The 16008-nt window shown below is 72.8% G+C and carries 10 protein-coding genes; 8 read left to right on the top strand and 2 right to left on the bottom strand.

Features of this window, described 5'->3' with window-relative positions:
• Window positions 1–90 precede the first annotated feature (90 nt).
• Together ABZX96_RS30490 and ABZX96_RS30485 are read right to left on the bottom strand one after the other, a co-directional pair.
• Window positions 91–1950 (bottom strand): ABC transporter ATP-binding protein, encoded by a 1860-nt coding sequence (locus ABZX96_RS30490; RefSeq protein ID WP_355550609.1) that lies wholly within the window; start codon window positions 1948–1950, stop codon window positions 91–93.
• Entirely contained in the window at window positions 1950–3950 is a 2001-nt protein-coding gene (locus ABZX96_RS30485) for an ABC transporter ATP-binding protein (protein WP_355550607.1), read from the bottom strand. Before ABZX96_RS30485 ends, ABZX96_RS30490 begins: the two co-directional genes overlap by 1 nt.
• Window positions 3951–4491: 541 nt before the next feature.
• On the opposite strand from ABZX96_RS30485, the gene ABZX96_RS30480 reads away from it, so the two are divergent.
• The 8 genes from ABZX96_RS30480 (at window position 4492) to ABZX96_RS30445 (ending at window position 15930) form a co-directional block, all read left to right on the top strand.
• Complete coding sequence (locus tag ABZX96_RS30480) at window positions 4492–4662, top strand: hypothetical protein (protein ID WP_355550606.1); 171 nt, start codon at window positions 4492–4494, stop codon at window positions 4660–4662.
• Window positions 4663–4786: 124 nt separating this feature from the next.
• Window positions 4787–5824, top strand: coding sequence for an NAD-dependent epimerase/dehydratase family protein (locus tag ABZX96_RS30475; protein WP_355550604.1), 1038 nt, complete (start codon window positions 4787–4789; stop codon window positions 5822–5824).
• Window positions 5825–5829: 5 nt separating this feature from the next.
• Window positions 5830–8178 carry an asparagine synthase-related protein gene (locus ABZX96_RS30470; RefSeq protein ID WP_355550602.1) on the top strand — a complete coding sequence of 783 codons (2349 nt, stop codon included), beginning with the start codon at window positions 5830–5832 and terminating at the stop codon, window positions 8176–8178.
• Window positions 8168–9379 (top strand): Moenomycin biosynthesis protein MoeGT1, encoded by a 1212-nt coding sequence (locus ABZX96_RS30465; RefSeq protein ID WP_355550600.1) that lies wholly within the window; start codon window positions 8168–8170, stop codon window positions 9377–9379. The genes ABZX96_RS30470 and ABZX96_RS30465 overlap by 11 nt, the downstream gene beginning before the upstream one ends.
• 220 nt (window positions 9380–9599) lie before the next feature.
• Window positions 9600–11132, top strand: a complete 1533-nt coding sequence (locus tag ABZX96_RS30460; protein WP_355550598.1) for an asparagine synthase-related protein — start codon at window positions 9600–9602, stop codon at window positions 11130–11132.
• 250 nt (window positions 11133–11382) lie between these two features.
• The gene (locus ABZX96_RS30455; RefSeq protein WP_355550596.1) at window positions 11383–12891 is read left to right on the top strand and encodes a radical SAM protein; all 1509 of its coding nucleotides are present in this window, start codon (window positions 11383–11385) and stop codon (window positions 12889–12891) included.
• A complete protein-coding gene (locus ABZX96_RS30450; protein WP_355550594.1) occupies window positions 12881–14332 on the top strand; it encodes a hypothetical protein in 1452 nt (483 codons plus the stop codon). Before ABZX96_RS30455 ends, ABZX96_RS30450 begins: the two co-directional genes overlap by 11 nt.
• Complete coding sequence (locus tag ABZX96_RS30445; protein WP_355550592.1) at window positions 14332–15930, top strand: carbamoyltransferase C-terminal domain-containing protein; 1599 nt, start codon at window positions 14332–14334, stop codon at window positions 15928–15930. Before ABZX96_RS30450 ends, ABZX96_RS30445 begins: the two co-directional genes overlap by 1 nt.
• The last annotated feature ends 78 nt before the right edge of the window (window positions 15931–16008 follow it).

The following is a 16008-nucleotide window of genomic DNA, read 5'->3' as shown; positions in this document are numbered from 1 at the left end:
GCCCCTTTTGGGGGGGGGGGGGGGCTCCGGGGGGGGGGGGCGCGGGGGGGCGGGGCCGGGGGGCGTGGGACGCGGCCAGGGGCGGGGGCCTCACCGCTCCGTCGCCCACAGGCGCCGCATCTCGGCGGACGCGGCCAGCACGTCGTCCAGCGTCCCTTGAGCGTCCACCCGGCCGTCCTTGAGGACGAGCACGTGCCGGGCGGCCCGCAGCAGTGTGGGGCGGTGCGACACCGCCAGGACGGTGGCGTTGCCGTCCAGCAGCCTCGTCCACAGCAGGTGCTCGGTGTCGGGGTCCAGGGCACTGGAGACGTCGTCCAGGATCAGCAGTTCGGGGCGGCGGGCCAGCATCCGGGCGAGGGCGGCGCGTTGGAGCTGGCCGCCGGACAGTCTGAGGCCGCGCGGTCCCACGATGGTGTCCGCGCCGTCCTGCATGGCCGCCAGGTCGGGAGCGAGGACGGCGGTGTGCGCGGCCCGGGCGAAGTGGTGGCCGTCCTCGTCGCGCACGCCCAGGAGGACGTTCTCCCGTACCGACCCGCTGAAAAGGCGCGGCGCCTGGGGTGTGTAGCCGCAACGCGGCGCCACCAGGAAGGACGAGGGGTCGGTGAGCGGTTCGCCGTTCCAGCACACGGTGCCGTGCTGGTGGGGCAGCAGGCCCAGCAGCGCCCGGATCAGCGTGGTCTTGCCGGCGCCGACGCCTCCGGTGATCACGGTGACGCTGCCGCGGACGACCGTCAGGTCCACGTCCTCGATGCCGCGTTCCGCACCGGGGTAGCGGGCGGTCAGACCGTGGGCGGTCAGCTCCTGGAGTGTGGGACCGGCGGGGGCCGCTCCTCGGTCGATGCATGCCACGGACGATGAGGGCCCGGCGGCGAGCCGCGGCTCCGCCGACTTCGGTTTCCGACTCGCAGACTTCGGTTTCGAGCCCGCCGGCTCCCTCACCCGGAAGCCCCCGTTCGTCCCCGTCTTCTCCCTCGTGACCGACTCCCGCAGGCGCCCGCCCAGGAACTCCGTGATCCGCTCCAGCGCCACCGAGACCCGCTGCAGCCGCACCGAGAGCATCCCGATCGAGGCGAGCGCCTCGGCGAGGATCTGGAGGTAAAAGGCGAACAGCGCCAGGTCGCCGACGCTGAAGGCATCACGGTCGGCGAGCGAGGAGGTCAGCAGGAGCACCAGGCCGATGCCGACCGGGGTCGCGTTGGCGATCACCGTTCCCTGCACCCCGGCGAACAGTTGCTCGCGCACCGCGGCCCGGGCCCGCGCCTCGTTCAGCCGCCCGATGTGCGCGGCCACGTGCTCCTCGGCGCCGGCCGCCTGCACCGCCCGCACCGCGCCGACCGCCTCCCGCAGGGCGCCGGCGACCTGGGCGGAGGCGGCCCGGGTGGCGCGCCGGTAGCGCAGGAAGCGGCCGTGGACCGCGCCCGTCACGACCGTGACCAGGATCAGCAGCGCCAGCAGTGCGGTGGTGACGAGCGCGTCGATGCGCATCATGACGGTGACGGAGGCGATGACGAACAGCCAGTGCGCGAGGTTGGTCGGTGACCAGGCGACGAAGAAGCCGGTCTCGTCGACGTCCTCGCCCACCGCCCGCAGCGCCTCCCCCGGCGCCGTGCGCGCGGTGGCGCCGGGGCGGTGCAGGGCCGAGCGCAGCAGCGCCCGTCGCAGCCGGGCCGTGGTGCGGTACTGGACCCGCGGTTCCAGCCGGTTGATCATCACGCCGAACTGGAGGCACAGCCGGGCCGCTTCGACAGCCGCCACCCAGACGATGAGGAACCAGACGCCGCCGCCGTCGATCTGGTCGAAGAGCTGCTGGAAGAGCAAGCCCACGGCCAGGGTGCCGGCCCGCAGCAGCACCCATAGGCAGGTCAGCGTCCAGTAGGCACCGGCCGATCCGCGCAGCACGGCCCCGAGCCGCCCCATGGTGGCGCGCGCCCCACTGCCCGGCACCGTCATCAGCCTTCCTTCATGGTGCGGGGGTCCACCGTGCCGAAATCCGCAGCGTGGGGATTCACCGTGCGTGGGTCCACGGTGCGCGGGCTCACGGTGCGGGGGCCCACCGTGTAAGGATCCGTGGTGCGAGCGTCCGCGGCGCAGGCATCCACAGTGCAGCGATCCACCATGCATCGATCCACCATGCGGTGGCCCACAGCGCGGGGATCCCCGGTGCGGGGATCCCCCGTACCGGAATCCTCAGTGCGGGGAGCCCCGGTGCCGGGATCCCCAGTGCGGACATCACCATTCAGCAGCCCATGGAAGCGCGACCCCGGATCGGCCGCGAGCGCCGTCCGTTCGCCGTGTTCGACCACTGCCCCGCCATCGAGGACGAGGATGCGGTCCACGGTGCTCAGGGCGTGCGGCCGGTGCTGCACCACGATGGCGGTCCGGCCGTGCAGCAGGCGTTCGACGGCGGGTTGCAGCAGCCGTTCGGTGTGCGGGTCCAGGCGCGCGGTCGGCTCGTCCAGCAGGACCACGGCCGGGTCGCGTAAGAACGCGCGGGCCAGTGCGAGCAGTTGTTCCTGGCCCGCGGACATGCCCCGCGCCCCGGCGCCGAGCAGCGTGTCCAGGCCGTCGGGCAGCTCGCGGCGCCAGTCGGTGAGCCCGGCCTCGTCGAGCGCGTCGTACAACCGGCGGTCGTCGACGGAGCGGTCGAAGAACGTGAGGTTGTCGCGCAACGTCGCGTGGAAGACCTGCACCTCCTGGGTGACCAGGGCGACGCGGCTGCGCAGGGCCTGGGTCTGGAGGTCGCGGATCTCCCGGCCGCCAACCGTGGCCGAACCGCGCACCGGGTGGTGCAGGCCGAACAGCAGCCGCACGACGGTGGACTTTCCGCTCCCGGTGCGGCCGACGATCCCCAGCCGCTCGCCCGGGGACAGCCGGAAGGAGACGTTGCGCAGTACCGGTTCGCCGGGCTCGTACCAGAAACACACCCGGTCGAAGCGGGCGCCCAGCGGGCCGGACGGCAGTCGGCCGGTGCCCGTGGGCGGCGCGTCGTCCTGGCGGAGCAACTCTCTGATGCGCTGCACGGCCACCGTCGCCTCCTCCAGGTCCTGGAAGCGGGTGGTGATGGCCAGCAGCGGGCGGCGCAGCAGCATGGCGTACGACAGGGACGCGAAGGTGGTGCCGGTGGACAGCTCGCCGCGGGCGTGCAGCCAGACGCCGACGACGAGGGCGAGCACGACGCTGAGCGCGGACAGGCCCTGCACGGTGGCGGGCCACCTCACCGACACCCGGGCCGCCCGAAGGGCCCTCTGGTAGAGCGTGTTCTGCCGTTCCTCCAGCGCGTCCAGGGTGTGGCCGGCCGCGCCATTGACCCTGAGGTCCTCGGCGCCGGCGAGCCGCTCCTCCAGGAAGCCCAGCAGTTCGGCGGAGGCCTCCTGACGCGCGGCGACGAAGGGCATGGCGCGCCCCACCAGCCCCCGCAGCAGGACGAGGGTGGCGGCGGCGAACGGCGCGAAGACCAGCCCCAGGCGCCAGTCGAGCAGGAAGAGGGCGACGAGGATGCCGACGACCAGCAGGATCTGCGCCAGCACCTCCAGGACCAGGGCGGACATGACGGAGGCGAGCCGGGTGACGTCGCCGTCGATCCGGGCGACGAGTTCGCCGGGCGGGTGCCGCTGGTAGAAGCGGGAGGGCCGGCGCAGGCAGTGGGCGACCAGGTCGGCGCGCAGCCGGTTGGTGCCGCGCCAGGCGAGCCGCGCGGCCACGGTGTCGCTGCCGATGGTCACCACGAGCAGCCCCAGGGCCGCCACCAGGTACCAGACGGCGATCCCGAGCAGCACCCCGGACGGGGACGCGGACAGGGCGCCGTCGATGAACCGTCGCAGCATCTGCGGCGCCACCAGCTGGAGTCCGATGCCGAGGGGGACGAGCAGGGCGAGCAGCAGGACGGCCGGCCGTTCCCCGCGCAGGTAGCGGACCAGCAGGGAGAGCTGCCGCAACGGGCTGCCTGCCAATGCGTCCCTCCCCGTTCGCCGGGCGATGCTCGCCGAATTCGCTGTTCTCCCGGGTGTTGTTCGCTGGTTTCCAAGTGCCGTTGGCCGGTCTCCAGGTGCCGTTCGCCGAGCAGGGCCCTGCGAGCGCCGAGCGCCGTTCTCCCGAGTGCCGTTCGCTGTTCTCCGAGTGCCGTTGGCCGAGCAGGGTTCGCCAAGGGCCGTTCACCGTTCGTCGAGCGCCATTAGCCGGGCAGGGCCTTCCGAGCGCCGAGCGCCGTTCTCCCGAGTGCCGATCTCCCGAGTGCCGTTCGCCGGGCAGGGTCCGCCGAAAGCGGAGCGTCGTTCTCCGAACACCGCTCCCCGGCGGCGGAATGCTCAGCATAAAGTCCCCCACCCGCGTTGGGGAATCATGCCCGCGCGGTCCGGGAAACGAAAGAGGGGCTGCCACACCGGATACAGAAATGCTCCACATACGGAATGCAACCCGCCGTTTTCTAGCGATCATCCGGCGTTTTCCCGTGATCACCCAGGCGCTTATCTGTGATCACCCAGGCACTTATCCGTGATCGATGAGTGCCGTTCCCTCGTGATCAACGGGAGTCGTTTTCTCGTGATCAACGGGAGCCGTTTTCTCGTGATCGACATCCGCCGTTTCCTCACGATCAACGACCGCCGTTTCTCGACGATCAACACCCATCGGGTAACCGTTGCCGATGATTCACCTCACTGTTAGACTCCGCAGGTCTTCTGGCCCCATTGCCTTCGTGCGCCCATCGAGCGCACCGCACGATCTCGGCCACATTCACAGAACACCGCCTTGAAATACCGGGTACTACGGATCGACAAGGGGGATTCGCATGCCGTATGACGCACGCGACGGGGTCGACACGGCCGACACGTCCACGAAAGTGGTGGTCACGGGTGCGGCGGGATTCATCGGGTCCCATCTCGTCAAGGCGTTGCGACGGGCCGGAAAACACGTGGTGGGCATTGATCGCAGACCCGGGTGGGAAGAGGGCGAGATTCCGCCGTCCGACGAGCTCGGCCCCCTCCGCGCGGTCCGCGGCGATCTCGCTTCCGCCAATCTCACGGCCTGTCTGGAAAACGCCTCCGTGGTCTTCCATTTGGCCGCCATACCCGGGGTCCGACCGTCCTGGTCGCATTTCCCCGAGTATCTCCAGTGCAATGTGCTGGCCACTCAGCGCCTGTTGGACGCCTGTGTCGGCACCGGTGTCCCGCGCGTGGTCGTGGCTTCGTCCTCCAGCGTTTACGGCGGCGCGAACGGCGCGATGAGCGAGGACGACGTCCCGCACCCGCTGTCCCCCTACGGGGTCACCAAGCTCGCCGCCGAACGGCTGGCGCTCGCCTTCGCCGCGCGCCGGGACGCCGCGCTCTCGGTGAGCGCCCTGCGTTTCTTCACCGTCTACGGCCCCGGCCAGCGACCGGACATGTTCATCTCACGGGTCATCCGTGCCACCCTCGGCGGCGACCCCATCGATGTCTACGGCGACGGCACCCAGATCCGCGACTTCATCCATGTCTCCGACGTGGTGCGCGCCCTGCTGCTGGCCGCGGGGGCCCCTGACGGCGGCGTCCTGAACGTCGGCACGGGGCACGCCGTCTCCGTCAACGAAGTCCTCGCCCTCGTAGGCGAGTTGACCGGCCGCACACCCGACGCCCGGTACGGCCCCGCGCGCATCGGTGACGTGCGGGCGACCACGGCCGACGTCGGCCGCGCCCGGCACCGGCTCGGCTTCCGGGCCCGGACCGACCTGCGGACGGGGCTGGCCACGCAGATCGAGTGGACCCGGCAGTCGCTCGCCGGAGCACCGCCGCAGCAGGCCGCCTCGTCCGCCGGGATGGTTCCCGGGATGGCACCCACCCACCGGCCGTAACCGCCATGTGCGGCTTCGTGGGATTCACCGACACCGGCGGCGGGCGGGACGCGGCCCGCACCACGGCGGAACGGATGCTGGCCGCCGTCGCGCACCGCGGCCCGGACGGTTCCAGCTGGGGCCACCACCGGGGCGTGACCTTCGCGCACTGTGCCCTGACCTTCACCGATCCGCACCGGGGCCGCCAGCCGTTCACCTCCGCGAGCGGCGCCACGGCGCTCGTCCTGAACGGGGAGATCTACAACCACGCCGAGCTGCGCCGCACGCTGCGCGCGGCGGGCGTGGCCCCGCGCACGGACAGCGACACCGAAGTGCTCGTGGAACTGTACGAGCGGCACGGCCTGAATGTGCTGCGGCAGGTGCGCGGCATGTTCGCCTTCGCCCTGCACGACGCGCGCACGGGCACGACGGTGCTGGCCCGCGACCCGATGGGCAAGAAGCCGCTCTACTACGCGCGGGTGCCCGGCGGGATCGCCTTCGCCTCCGAGCTGACCGCCCTGCTGCGCCACCCCGGCGTCCCCCGCACCCCGGACGTCCGGGCGCTGGCCGGGTATCTCACCCTCCAGGCGTTCTGCGCACCCGGTTCCGCCGTGACGGGCGTGCACAAGGTCCGCCCGGGGAGCCACGTCACCTTCACGGCCGGGACTGGGGCCCTGGAGGAGACGGAGTACTGGCGGCCCGCCCTCGGCCCGGCCCCAGCCCCGCTCTCGGTCTCGATCTCGTCCGCCAACGGCCCCGCACCGGTCTCGTCCACCGCCGGTCCAGACTCGTCCGCCAACGGCTCGACCTCGGCCTCGTCCACCAACGGCTCGGCTCCGGACTCGTCCGTCATCGGCCCCACACCGATCTCGTCCGCCAACGGTTCACCCCCGCCCCCTCCAAACGGCCGCGACGCCGCCGCCCGGTTCGAGGAACTGTTCCGCGCCGCCGTCGCCCGCCGCGTCACCAGCATCGACCGCCGGCTCGGGGTGCTGCTCAGCGGCGGGCTGGACTCCAGCGCGGTGGCCGCCGTGGCGCAGGAGATGTCCCCGGACCGCCCGGTGCCGACCTTCAGCGCCGCCTTCGAACAGCGGGATTTCGACGAGAGCGACCACGCCCGCACGGTCGCCCGCCACCTCGGCACCGAGCACCACGTGGTGCGGATCGGCGGGCGCGACCTGGCGGAGGTGGTGGAATCCGAGTACGCGAACGCGGACGAGCCGCTCGCCGACCCTTCCTTGCTGCCCACCCGGCTCGTGTGCCGGGCCGCCCGGGAACACGTCCGCGGGGTGCTCACCGGCGACGGCGCGGACGAGTTGCTGCTCGGCTACCGGTACTTCCAGGCCGAGCGGGCGATCGAGGTCCTGCTGCGGGTACTGCCGGCCCCCCGGCTGGAGGCGCTGGCGCGCGCCCTCGCCCGCGCGCTGCCCGCCCGCACCGGCAACCTGCCCGTCGGCGCGGCCCTCGGCCTGCTGGCCCGCGGGCTGCGCGCGGCGCCCGAGCACCGCTTCTACCTCTCCACCGCCCCGTTCGGCCACGGCGAACCGGCCGGGGTGCTGCGCCCGGACGTCCGCGCGGAGGTGGCCGGGCACGACCCGTTCGCGGAGATCTCCCGGCTCCTGAACGGGCAGCCCGGGCTGACGGGGGTGCAGCGCAGCCAGCTCGCCGTCGTCGCCCACTTCCTGCGCGACGTGATCTTGACGAAGACGGATCGCGGCGGCATGCGCAGCGCCCTCGAACTCCGCTCGCCCTTCCTCGACCTGGACCTGGTCGAATACGGCAACTCGCTGCCCACCTCGCTCAAACTGCGCCGCCTGACCAGCAAGTACCTGCTGCGCCGGGTGGCCGCGGGCTGGCTGCCGCGGGAGATCGTCCAGCGCACCAAGCTGGGCTTCCGCGCCCCGATCGGCGCCCTGCTGCGCGCGGAACTGCGCCCGCTGCTGCTGGACACCCTCTCGGCGCCCGCCCTGGACCGCGGCGGCCTGTTCGACGCCCGGGCGGTGGGCCGACTCGTCGATGACCACCTCAGCGGGCGCCGCGACACCTCGCGCCGACTGTGGGCGCTGCTGACGTACCAGCTGTGGTTCCAGAACCTGACCGCGGGGTCCGTCGCGCCGCCGGGCGCCGCGTTCTCCGGGACGGCTTCCTCGCTCGCGGAAACCGCTTTTCCGTCCTCTGGCGCGTCCCCCACCCTGTCCCCTGACACGTCCCCCGCCCCGTTCCCTGACACATCCCCCGCCCTGTCCCCTGACGCGTCCCCCCTCCCCTCCCCTGACGCATCCCCCATCCCGTTCCCCGCCCCGTCCCCCACTCCCCTCCCCGAAACCTCCTCCGCCCCCGACCCCCTCCCCGAGGAGATCCGTCGTGCACCGTGACCGTTCGCACATTCAGGTGCTGTCGCCCCGGACCTGGGGCGAGTTCGGCAACTACCTCGCCGCCACCCGGTTCTCCCGAGTGCTGCGCGGCGGCGTCGACGCCGAGGTGACCCTGCTGGAGGCGGAGCCGATCCTGCCCTGGCTGGGCGAGGCCGGGGCCGAGATCCGCGAGATCTCGCTGAACAGCCCGGACGCGGCGACCCGCACCCGGCACTACATGGCGCTCATGGACCGCCTACAGAAACGTTTCCCCGCCGACTTCGAGGCCGACCCCACGCCCACCCAACGCACCGAACTGGCACCGCTCGCCGAGCACCTGCGCGCCACCGCGCCCGACGTGGTGGTGGGCACGAAGGGCTTCGTTGCCCGCCTGTGCGTGGCCGCCGTACGGCTCGCCGGTCTGGAGACCCGGGTCGTCAGCCACGTCACCAACCCCGGCCTGCTGCAACTCCCCCTGCACCGCAGCCGCCACCCCGACCTGACCCTGGTCGGCTTCGACTGGGCCAAGGAACACCTGATCGCCGAGACCGGCGCCGAGGCGGACCGGGTGAGCGTGGTGGGCCCGCTGGTCGCCCAGCATGACCTGCGCGATTTCATGACGGACGAGTCCGCCGCGCCCGCGGCCGGTCCCTGGGGCGGTGAGAACGATCACCAGCGGCCCCGTCTGATCGTCTTCTGCAACCGCGGCGGGGACACCTACCTGGAGCTGGTGCAGCACATCGCCACCCACCACCCCGACACCGACCTGGTGTTCGTCGGTTACGACGATCCCGAGCTGGCCCGCCGCGCCGCCAGTGGGGCCGCGCGGCTGGCGCACTGGCGGTTCCACAGCCGGCTCACCCAGGCCCAGTACTTCGACTACATCGACCGCGCCGCCCGCTCGCCCTACGGGCTGCTCGTCTCGAAGGCCGGGCCGAACACCACTCTGGAGGCGGCCTACTTCGGCATCCCCGTACTCATGCTGGAGTCGGGACTGCCCATGGAGCAGTGGGTGCCGGGGCTGATCCACGAGCACCAGCTCGGCCGGGCGTGCGCCACGCCCGAGGACCTCTTCCGCACCGTCGACGACTGGCTCGCCCGGCCCTCGGCGATCGCACTGCACAAGAAAGCCGCGATCGGCTTCGCCGAGTCCGTGCTGGACCAGGAGGCCGTGTCCGGCCGGATCGCCGAAGCCGTCCGTCCTCTGCTGGAGCAGCCGTGACAAGCATTCTGCGGCCCGTCGCCGGGGCCGTCCCGAACCAGGAAGCCGCGTCCCGCCAATTCGCCGAGCCCGCCCCGAGCCACGACACCGCGCCCCGCCGATTCGCCGAGCCCGCCCCGAACCAGAACACCCCGCCCCACCGGACCGCCAACCCCGCCCCGACCCTAGACGCCACATCGCACCGAACAGCCAACCCCGCCCACCCCCACCCGGAGCAGCGATGACACCCGTTCTGCGGCTCGTCGCCGGGCCGGACGGCGTGCGGGTCGACGGCGACAAGGAGGCCCGGTTCGGCCACGCCCTCGGCGGGCGGGGGCACCGGCTCGGCGACGGACCGCTTCCGGAGGGCGTCTTCGCCGCCTGGGAGTGGGACGGCGAGCGCCTCCTCGTCCGCAACGACCGGCACGGCATGTACCCGCTCTACTACCGCGCAGACGCCTCGTCCGTCGCCCTGTCCCCCGACCCGCTCGCCCTGCTGCCGGTGGGCGAACCGGCCGCGCTCGATCACGACGCGCTGGCCGTCTTCCTGCGCCTGGGGTTCTTCCTCGGCGAGGACACCCCGTTCGCGGCCGTCCGGGCGCTGCCGCCAGCCGCGACGCTGACGTGGGACCGGCACGGGCTGAGCCTGGAGTCGTCGCTGCCGGTGCCCGGTCCCGCCGGTATGACCGCGGACGAGGCCGTCGACGGCTTCGTCGAACTGTTCCGGGCCGCCATCGTGCGGCGGCTGCCGGACGGGCCCTACGTCATGCCGCTGAGCGGAGGCCGGGACTCGCGGCACATCCTGCTGGAGCTGTGCCGCCAGGGCGCGCCGCCCCGGCTGTGCGTCAGCGGGACGAAGTTCCCGCCGGACCCGGGGGCGGACGCCCGCGTGGCGGCGGCGCTGGCCGCGCGGCTCGGCCTGCCGCACCGCACGCTGGACCGGCCGCGCTCGCAGTTCCGGGCGGAGCTGGCCGCGAACCCGGCCCAGGGCATGGGCACGCTGGACGGCGCCTGGATCCGGCCCGTGCTGGCGTACCTGCGTCGGCACACCGCTGTGTCGTACGACGGGATCGGCGGCGGCGAGCTCGCGCAGAACCCCAGCATCGACCTGATCCGGAGCACCCCCTACGACGCCGCCGGCCTGCCCGGCCTGGCCGACCGGCTGCTGACGGCCGGGCGCACCGGGCAGCACGTCGAGTACCTGCTCGGCCCGCGCACCAGCCGCCTGTGGACCCGCGAGCGGGCCCGCGCCCGCCTGGTGACCGAGCTGGCCCGGCACGCCGGGGCCGCCTTCCCGCTGGGCTCGTTCTTCTTCTGGAACCGCACCCGGCGTTCCATCGCCCTCGCGCCGTACGCGATGGGCGCCGGCCGCACCGTCATCCACGCCCCGTACCTCGACCACGCCCTCGTCGACCACCTCTCCTCGGTGCCGCACCGCTTCCTCATCGACGGCACCCTCCACGACCAGGCCCTGCACCGCGCCTACCCCGAGCACGCCGCGCTCGGCTTCGCCTCGGCGGTGCCGCAGCGCCAAGGCGCCGTGCTGTTCGCGCACCGGCTGGCGTACCTGGTGCGGCTGCTCGCCCACGGGCTGTACGCGGAGCGCGACTGGTGGCGCGGCCCGGAGCGGGTACTGCCCCGGCTGCTGGCCGCCGGCCGCGGGCCCGGGGCCGCGCGGCGCGTCAGCCGACTCCAGCCGCTCGCCCTCTACCTGCTGCAACTGGAATCCCTCACGACCGGCGACCCCGGCCGCCACATGCCCCACACGTCCTGACGCCACCACAAGGACGCCGCACGACCCGCACGCCCTGACGCCGACGCAAAGACGCCGTCGCAACAACGCGCCACCACCGCAAGAACGCCGCAAGAACGCCGCGAGAACGCCATTAGGACGCGCACACAACCCCCACTCCCCGACGCGCCACCCCAACGACGCGCCACCACACCCCAACGACGCCCCACCCCAAGGACGCCACAAAAACGCCCCAAGGACGCCGCACGACCCCCCACGAGGAAGGGACAGCATGCGGAAGACACTGCCCGTCATCAGTACCGGCCTGCCAACGGCGGCGGGCGGCTGCTCGTCCGTCGCCGAGGCGCCCGCCCGCTCGGGGCTGCCGCGCTGGCGCCGGCGGAACCTGCGCATCGCGCTCGTTCGCCACCACGACCTGTGCCTGAACACCCGCCAGATCAGCCAGATCCAGCGGCGGGCGGGCGTCCTGCCACACCTCGGGCTCGGCTACATCCACACCGCCCTGAAGTCGGCCGGCTTCCACAACGTCATCCAGGTCGACACCCCCGCCCTCGGCCTCGACAGCGAGGGGCTGCGCAAGCTCCTCGCCGACTTCGGGCCCGACCTGGTCGGCGTGAGCACGACCACGCCCGGCCTGCCGGGCGCCGTCGAGGCGTGCGAGGCGGCCAAGAGCACCGGCGCGAAGGTCATCCTCGGCGGCCCGCACACCGAGGTCTACGCGCACGAGAACCTGTTCCACGAGTGCATCGACTACGTCGGCGTCGGCGAGGGCATCACGATCATGCCGGAGCTGGCCGAGGCGCTGGAGCAGGGCGAGAAGCCGGAGGGCATCCGCGGCCTGGTGACGCGCGACCACGACGGCGGCGCCGCGCCGATGGTCAACCTGGAGGAGGTCGGCTGGCCGGTCCGCGACGGGCTGCCGATGGACCGTTACTACTCGATCATGGCGCCCCGGCCGTTCGCGACGATGATCTCCAGCCGCGGCTGCCCCTTCAAATGCAGCTTCTGCTTCAAACAGGCCGTCGACAAGAAGTCGATGTACCGCTCCCCGGAGGACGTCGTCGGCGAGATGACGGAACTCAAGGACCGGTGGGGGGTGAAGGAGATCATGTTCTACGACGACGTGTTCACCCTGCACCGCGGCCGGGTCCGGGAGATCTGCGCGCTCATCCGCGAGCAGGGGCTCAAGGTCCGCTGGGAGGCGCCCACCCGCGTCGACCTGGTGCCCGAACCGCTGCTGGAGTCGATGGCCCAGGCGGGCTGCGTGCGGCTGCGGTTCGGCATCGAGCACGGGGACCCGGAGATCCTCCAGCGGATGCGCAAGGAGAGCGACATCGCCAAGATCGAACGGGCCGTCACCGCCGCGCACAAGGCCGGCATCAAGGGCTTCGGCTACTTCATCGTGGGCTGGCTGGACGAGACGCCGGAGCAGTTCCGCCGCACCGTCGATCTCGCCCGCCGCATCCCCCTGGACTACGCGAGCTTCTACACCGCGACCCCGCTGCCGGGCACCCCGCTGCACACCGAGTCGGTGGCCGCCGGGCGCATCCCGGCCGACTACTGGGACCGGTTCGTGCGGGGCGAGTTCGACGCCCGGATCGGCTATCTGGTGCCGGACGCGCAGCGCCGCGCCCAGGCCGCCTACCGGGCGTTCTTCCTGCGCCGCGAAATGGCCAAGCCGCTGCTGTCCCACATGATCAGCACCGGTCAGTGGCGCAACACGCTGGACGGCCTGCGCAGCCTGGCCCGCTCGACCTCCAACACCGACCGTGACTTCTGAGACGCAGGAGACGCGGGAGATGGAGGGGCCGGTGGGGTCGGTGAAGCCGGTGAGGCCGGTGGAGTCGCCGGAACCGACCGGGTCGGTGAAGCCGGTGCGACCGGTGGAGTCGCCGGGACCGGCCGGGTCGGTGCGCCAGGCGCCGCCCGTCCGCCTCAACGAGCCCCTGCCGGCCCGCAGACGCCGACGCGCGGGCGAGCCCTTCCTGACGCGCCACGTGCGGGCCACGATGGCGCGCGGATTCCGTCCGCCGCCGTCATGGTCGGTACCGGTGCGGCACGTACTGCCGGACGGGGCGACAGTGACCAGTGACGCCCCGGACGGAACAACGGTGACCGGCAACGCGCGAAACGGAACGACGGTGACCGGCAGCACCCCAGCCGGAACAACACTGACCACCGACCCCCAGGCCGCCGCGCACGCCCTCCGCACTCATGCCACCCCCCTCCTCGCCCTCATCACCCCCACCCTCGTCTCCCGAGGCACCCTCACCGAGCAGGAGCAACGGCTCGACGCCCTCCTCGACCGCGTGGCCGAAACGATCCAGGAGCACCCGGCCGCCCCCGTCGCGCTGTTCCTCGGCATGCAGTGGTCCTCGGCCGCGGAGGAGGACGAGTCCCTGCGACGGCTGCGGACGCTGGTGCGGCGGGCGGCGGACCGGCTGCCCTCCCTGCCCGTCTGCGGCCTGTCGCTGCCCGGGCCGGGCAAGCCGCGCACGCTGAACGCCGCGATCGAGGTGGCCGAGCTGCTCGGCTGCGCGGGGGTGGGCTGGGTCGACGACGACGTCACGCTGGACCCGGGCTGCCTGGCGCGGCTGGTCGGGGACTTCCTGGCGGCCGGCTGCCGGGGGGCGTCGGGTGCCACCAAGATTCCGCACACCAAGGAGTTCACGACCTCGCGGCTGCTGGCCACCGCGAAGGCCATCGCCGCGCCCGCCACCAACTACCCGCACGGCTGCTGCATCCTCGTCGCCACCGACGTGGTGTCCGGCGGCATGCCCGGCCGGTACGTCTCCGACGACGGCTACGTCTGCTTCCGGCTGCTGGACCCGGCGCTGCCCGACCCGCTCGCCCACCTGCGGCTGGTGCCGGACGCGCGCTGCCACTACTACGTGGCCGGGCCCGCGGGCGAGACCCGGCGCCGGATCCGCCGACTGCTCCTCAACCACCTCGTGGACCTCGCGGACTGGCCGCTGCCCGTGGTCCGGCACTACTTCCGCGAGGTCCTGTTCGCCGGGATGTGGCCGCTGACCGGCTTCGACGCCTCCCTCGGCCGGCGCCGCGGCGCGCAGAAGGCGGCCATCAAGTGGCTGTACTTCCTCTGGTTCGCCGGCGTGGGCGGCGAGCTGTACCTGCGCGGGCTGACCGGCCGGCCGCTGCGCCGGATCGAGTGGGCCCCGTACTCGGTCGTCCGCACCGTCACCCCCGCTGAGGAGCGCTGATGAAGGTACTGTCCCTCCACTCCGCCGGCCACGACACGGGCGTGGGCTACTTCGAGGACGGGCGCCTGGTCTTCGCCGTCGAGACCGAGCGGCTCACCCGCGTCAAGCACGACCACCGCAGCGACATCGCCCTGCACCACGTCCTCGCGCAGGAGTGCGTGGATGCCGACGGGATCGACCTGGTGGCCGTCAGCACCCCCGTCCGCAGCGCGCTGCTGCGCATCCCGGATCTGGACGAGGCGATGCGGCGGATCAATGCCGGTGCTCCCCACCACCGGACGGTGTGCGACCTGCTGGGGCGGCGCGTGGCGTGCGTGGTCGTCTCGCACGAGGTCTCGCACGCCGCGCTCGCCGCGCACTACGCGGGGCACGAGGACGGCACCGTCGTCCTGGTCAACGAGGGCCGCGGGCAGGTCACCCGCAGCTCGCTGTTCCGCGTGGACGCCGGTCGGCTGGAGTGGGTCGCCAAGGACCCGCTGCCCTGGTACGGCAACGGCTTCGGCTGGACCGCGATCGGCCACCTGCTGGGCTTCGGCAAGAGCCCCAGCGTGGCCGGCAAGGTGATGGCCCTCGGCGGCTACGGTGAGCCCGACCCGCGCATACGCGAACAGCTCCAGGCGGTGGACCCCCAGGTCATGCACGATCTGGAGCTGGCCGAACGAGTACGTGCCGAGTTGGCCCGGCGCCCGGAGTTCAACCCGGAGTTCGAGACGGCCGCGCACGTCGTCGCCACCTTCCAGGAACTGTTCACCGAGGCCGTGCACGCCGTGCTGGACCGGTACGTGCTCCGCACCGACGAGGGGGTGGGCCCGATCGCCCTGGGCGGCGGCTGCGCCCTGAACATCGTCGCCAACTCGGCGCTGCGGCACGCCTTCGGCCGGGACATCGCGATCCCGCCCGCCTGCGGCGACGCCGGGCACCTGGTGGGGGCCGGGATCTACGCCCTCACCTACGTCCTGGGGGAGCGCGCGGAGCCCGTCGACGTGTACGGCAACGGGCTCGGCGAACCCGCCGCGGCCACGCACGAGACGTTGCGCGCGGCCGGGCTGCGGCCCGTCCCGTACGACGGGGCGACGGTCGCCCGGCTGCTGGCGGAGGGCGGCGTGGTGGCCGCGGTGGAGGGCGCGGCCGAACTGGGACCGCGGGCCCTCGGGCACCGCTCGCTGCTGGGCAGCCCGGCGGTGCCGGGCATGCGCAAGCGGATGAGCGAGAAACTCAAGCAGCGCGAGTGGTACCGCCCGCTGGGCGCGGTGATGCGCTCGGAACGGTTCGCCGGGCTCTATCCGGACGGACACCCGTCCCCGTACATGCTGTTCGAGTACCCACTCCCGGAGGGCACCGCCCCCGAGGCCCGGCACATCAACGGAACGTGCCGCATCCAGACCGTGGGCGCCGACCAGCCCCGCCTCCACGCACTGCTCGGCGACTTCGAGGCGCTGACGGGCGTCCCCGCGCTGATCAACACCTCGCTGAACGGTCCGGGCCGGGCCATCGCCCACACCGCCCGGGATGTCCTGGACGACTTCGGATCCGCCGATGTCGACCTGTTCGTCTTCGACGACGTGATGGCGCGCCCGGACGCCACCGCCCGGACGTGAGCGGAGCGCCTTGGGCGTGAGCGGAGCGCCGGCCCGTCCCTGACTGGGGGCGGGCTGGCGGTCAGCACACTTTTAAGG

It is taken from the genome of Streptomyces sp. NPDC003077, from assembly GCF_040611095.1.
In the GTDB taxonomy this organism is placed as follows: Bacteria; Actinomycetota; Actinomycetes; order Streptomycetales; family Streptomycetaceae; genus Streptomyces.
This window is presented reverse-complemented; position numbering and strand designations above follow the sequence as displayed.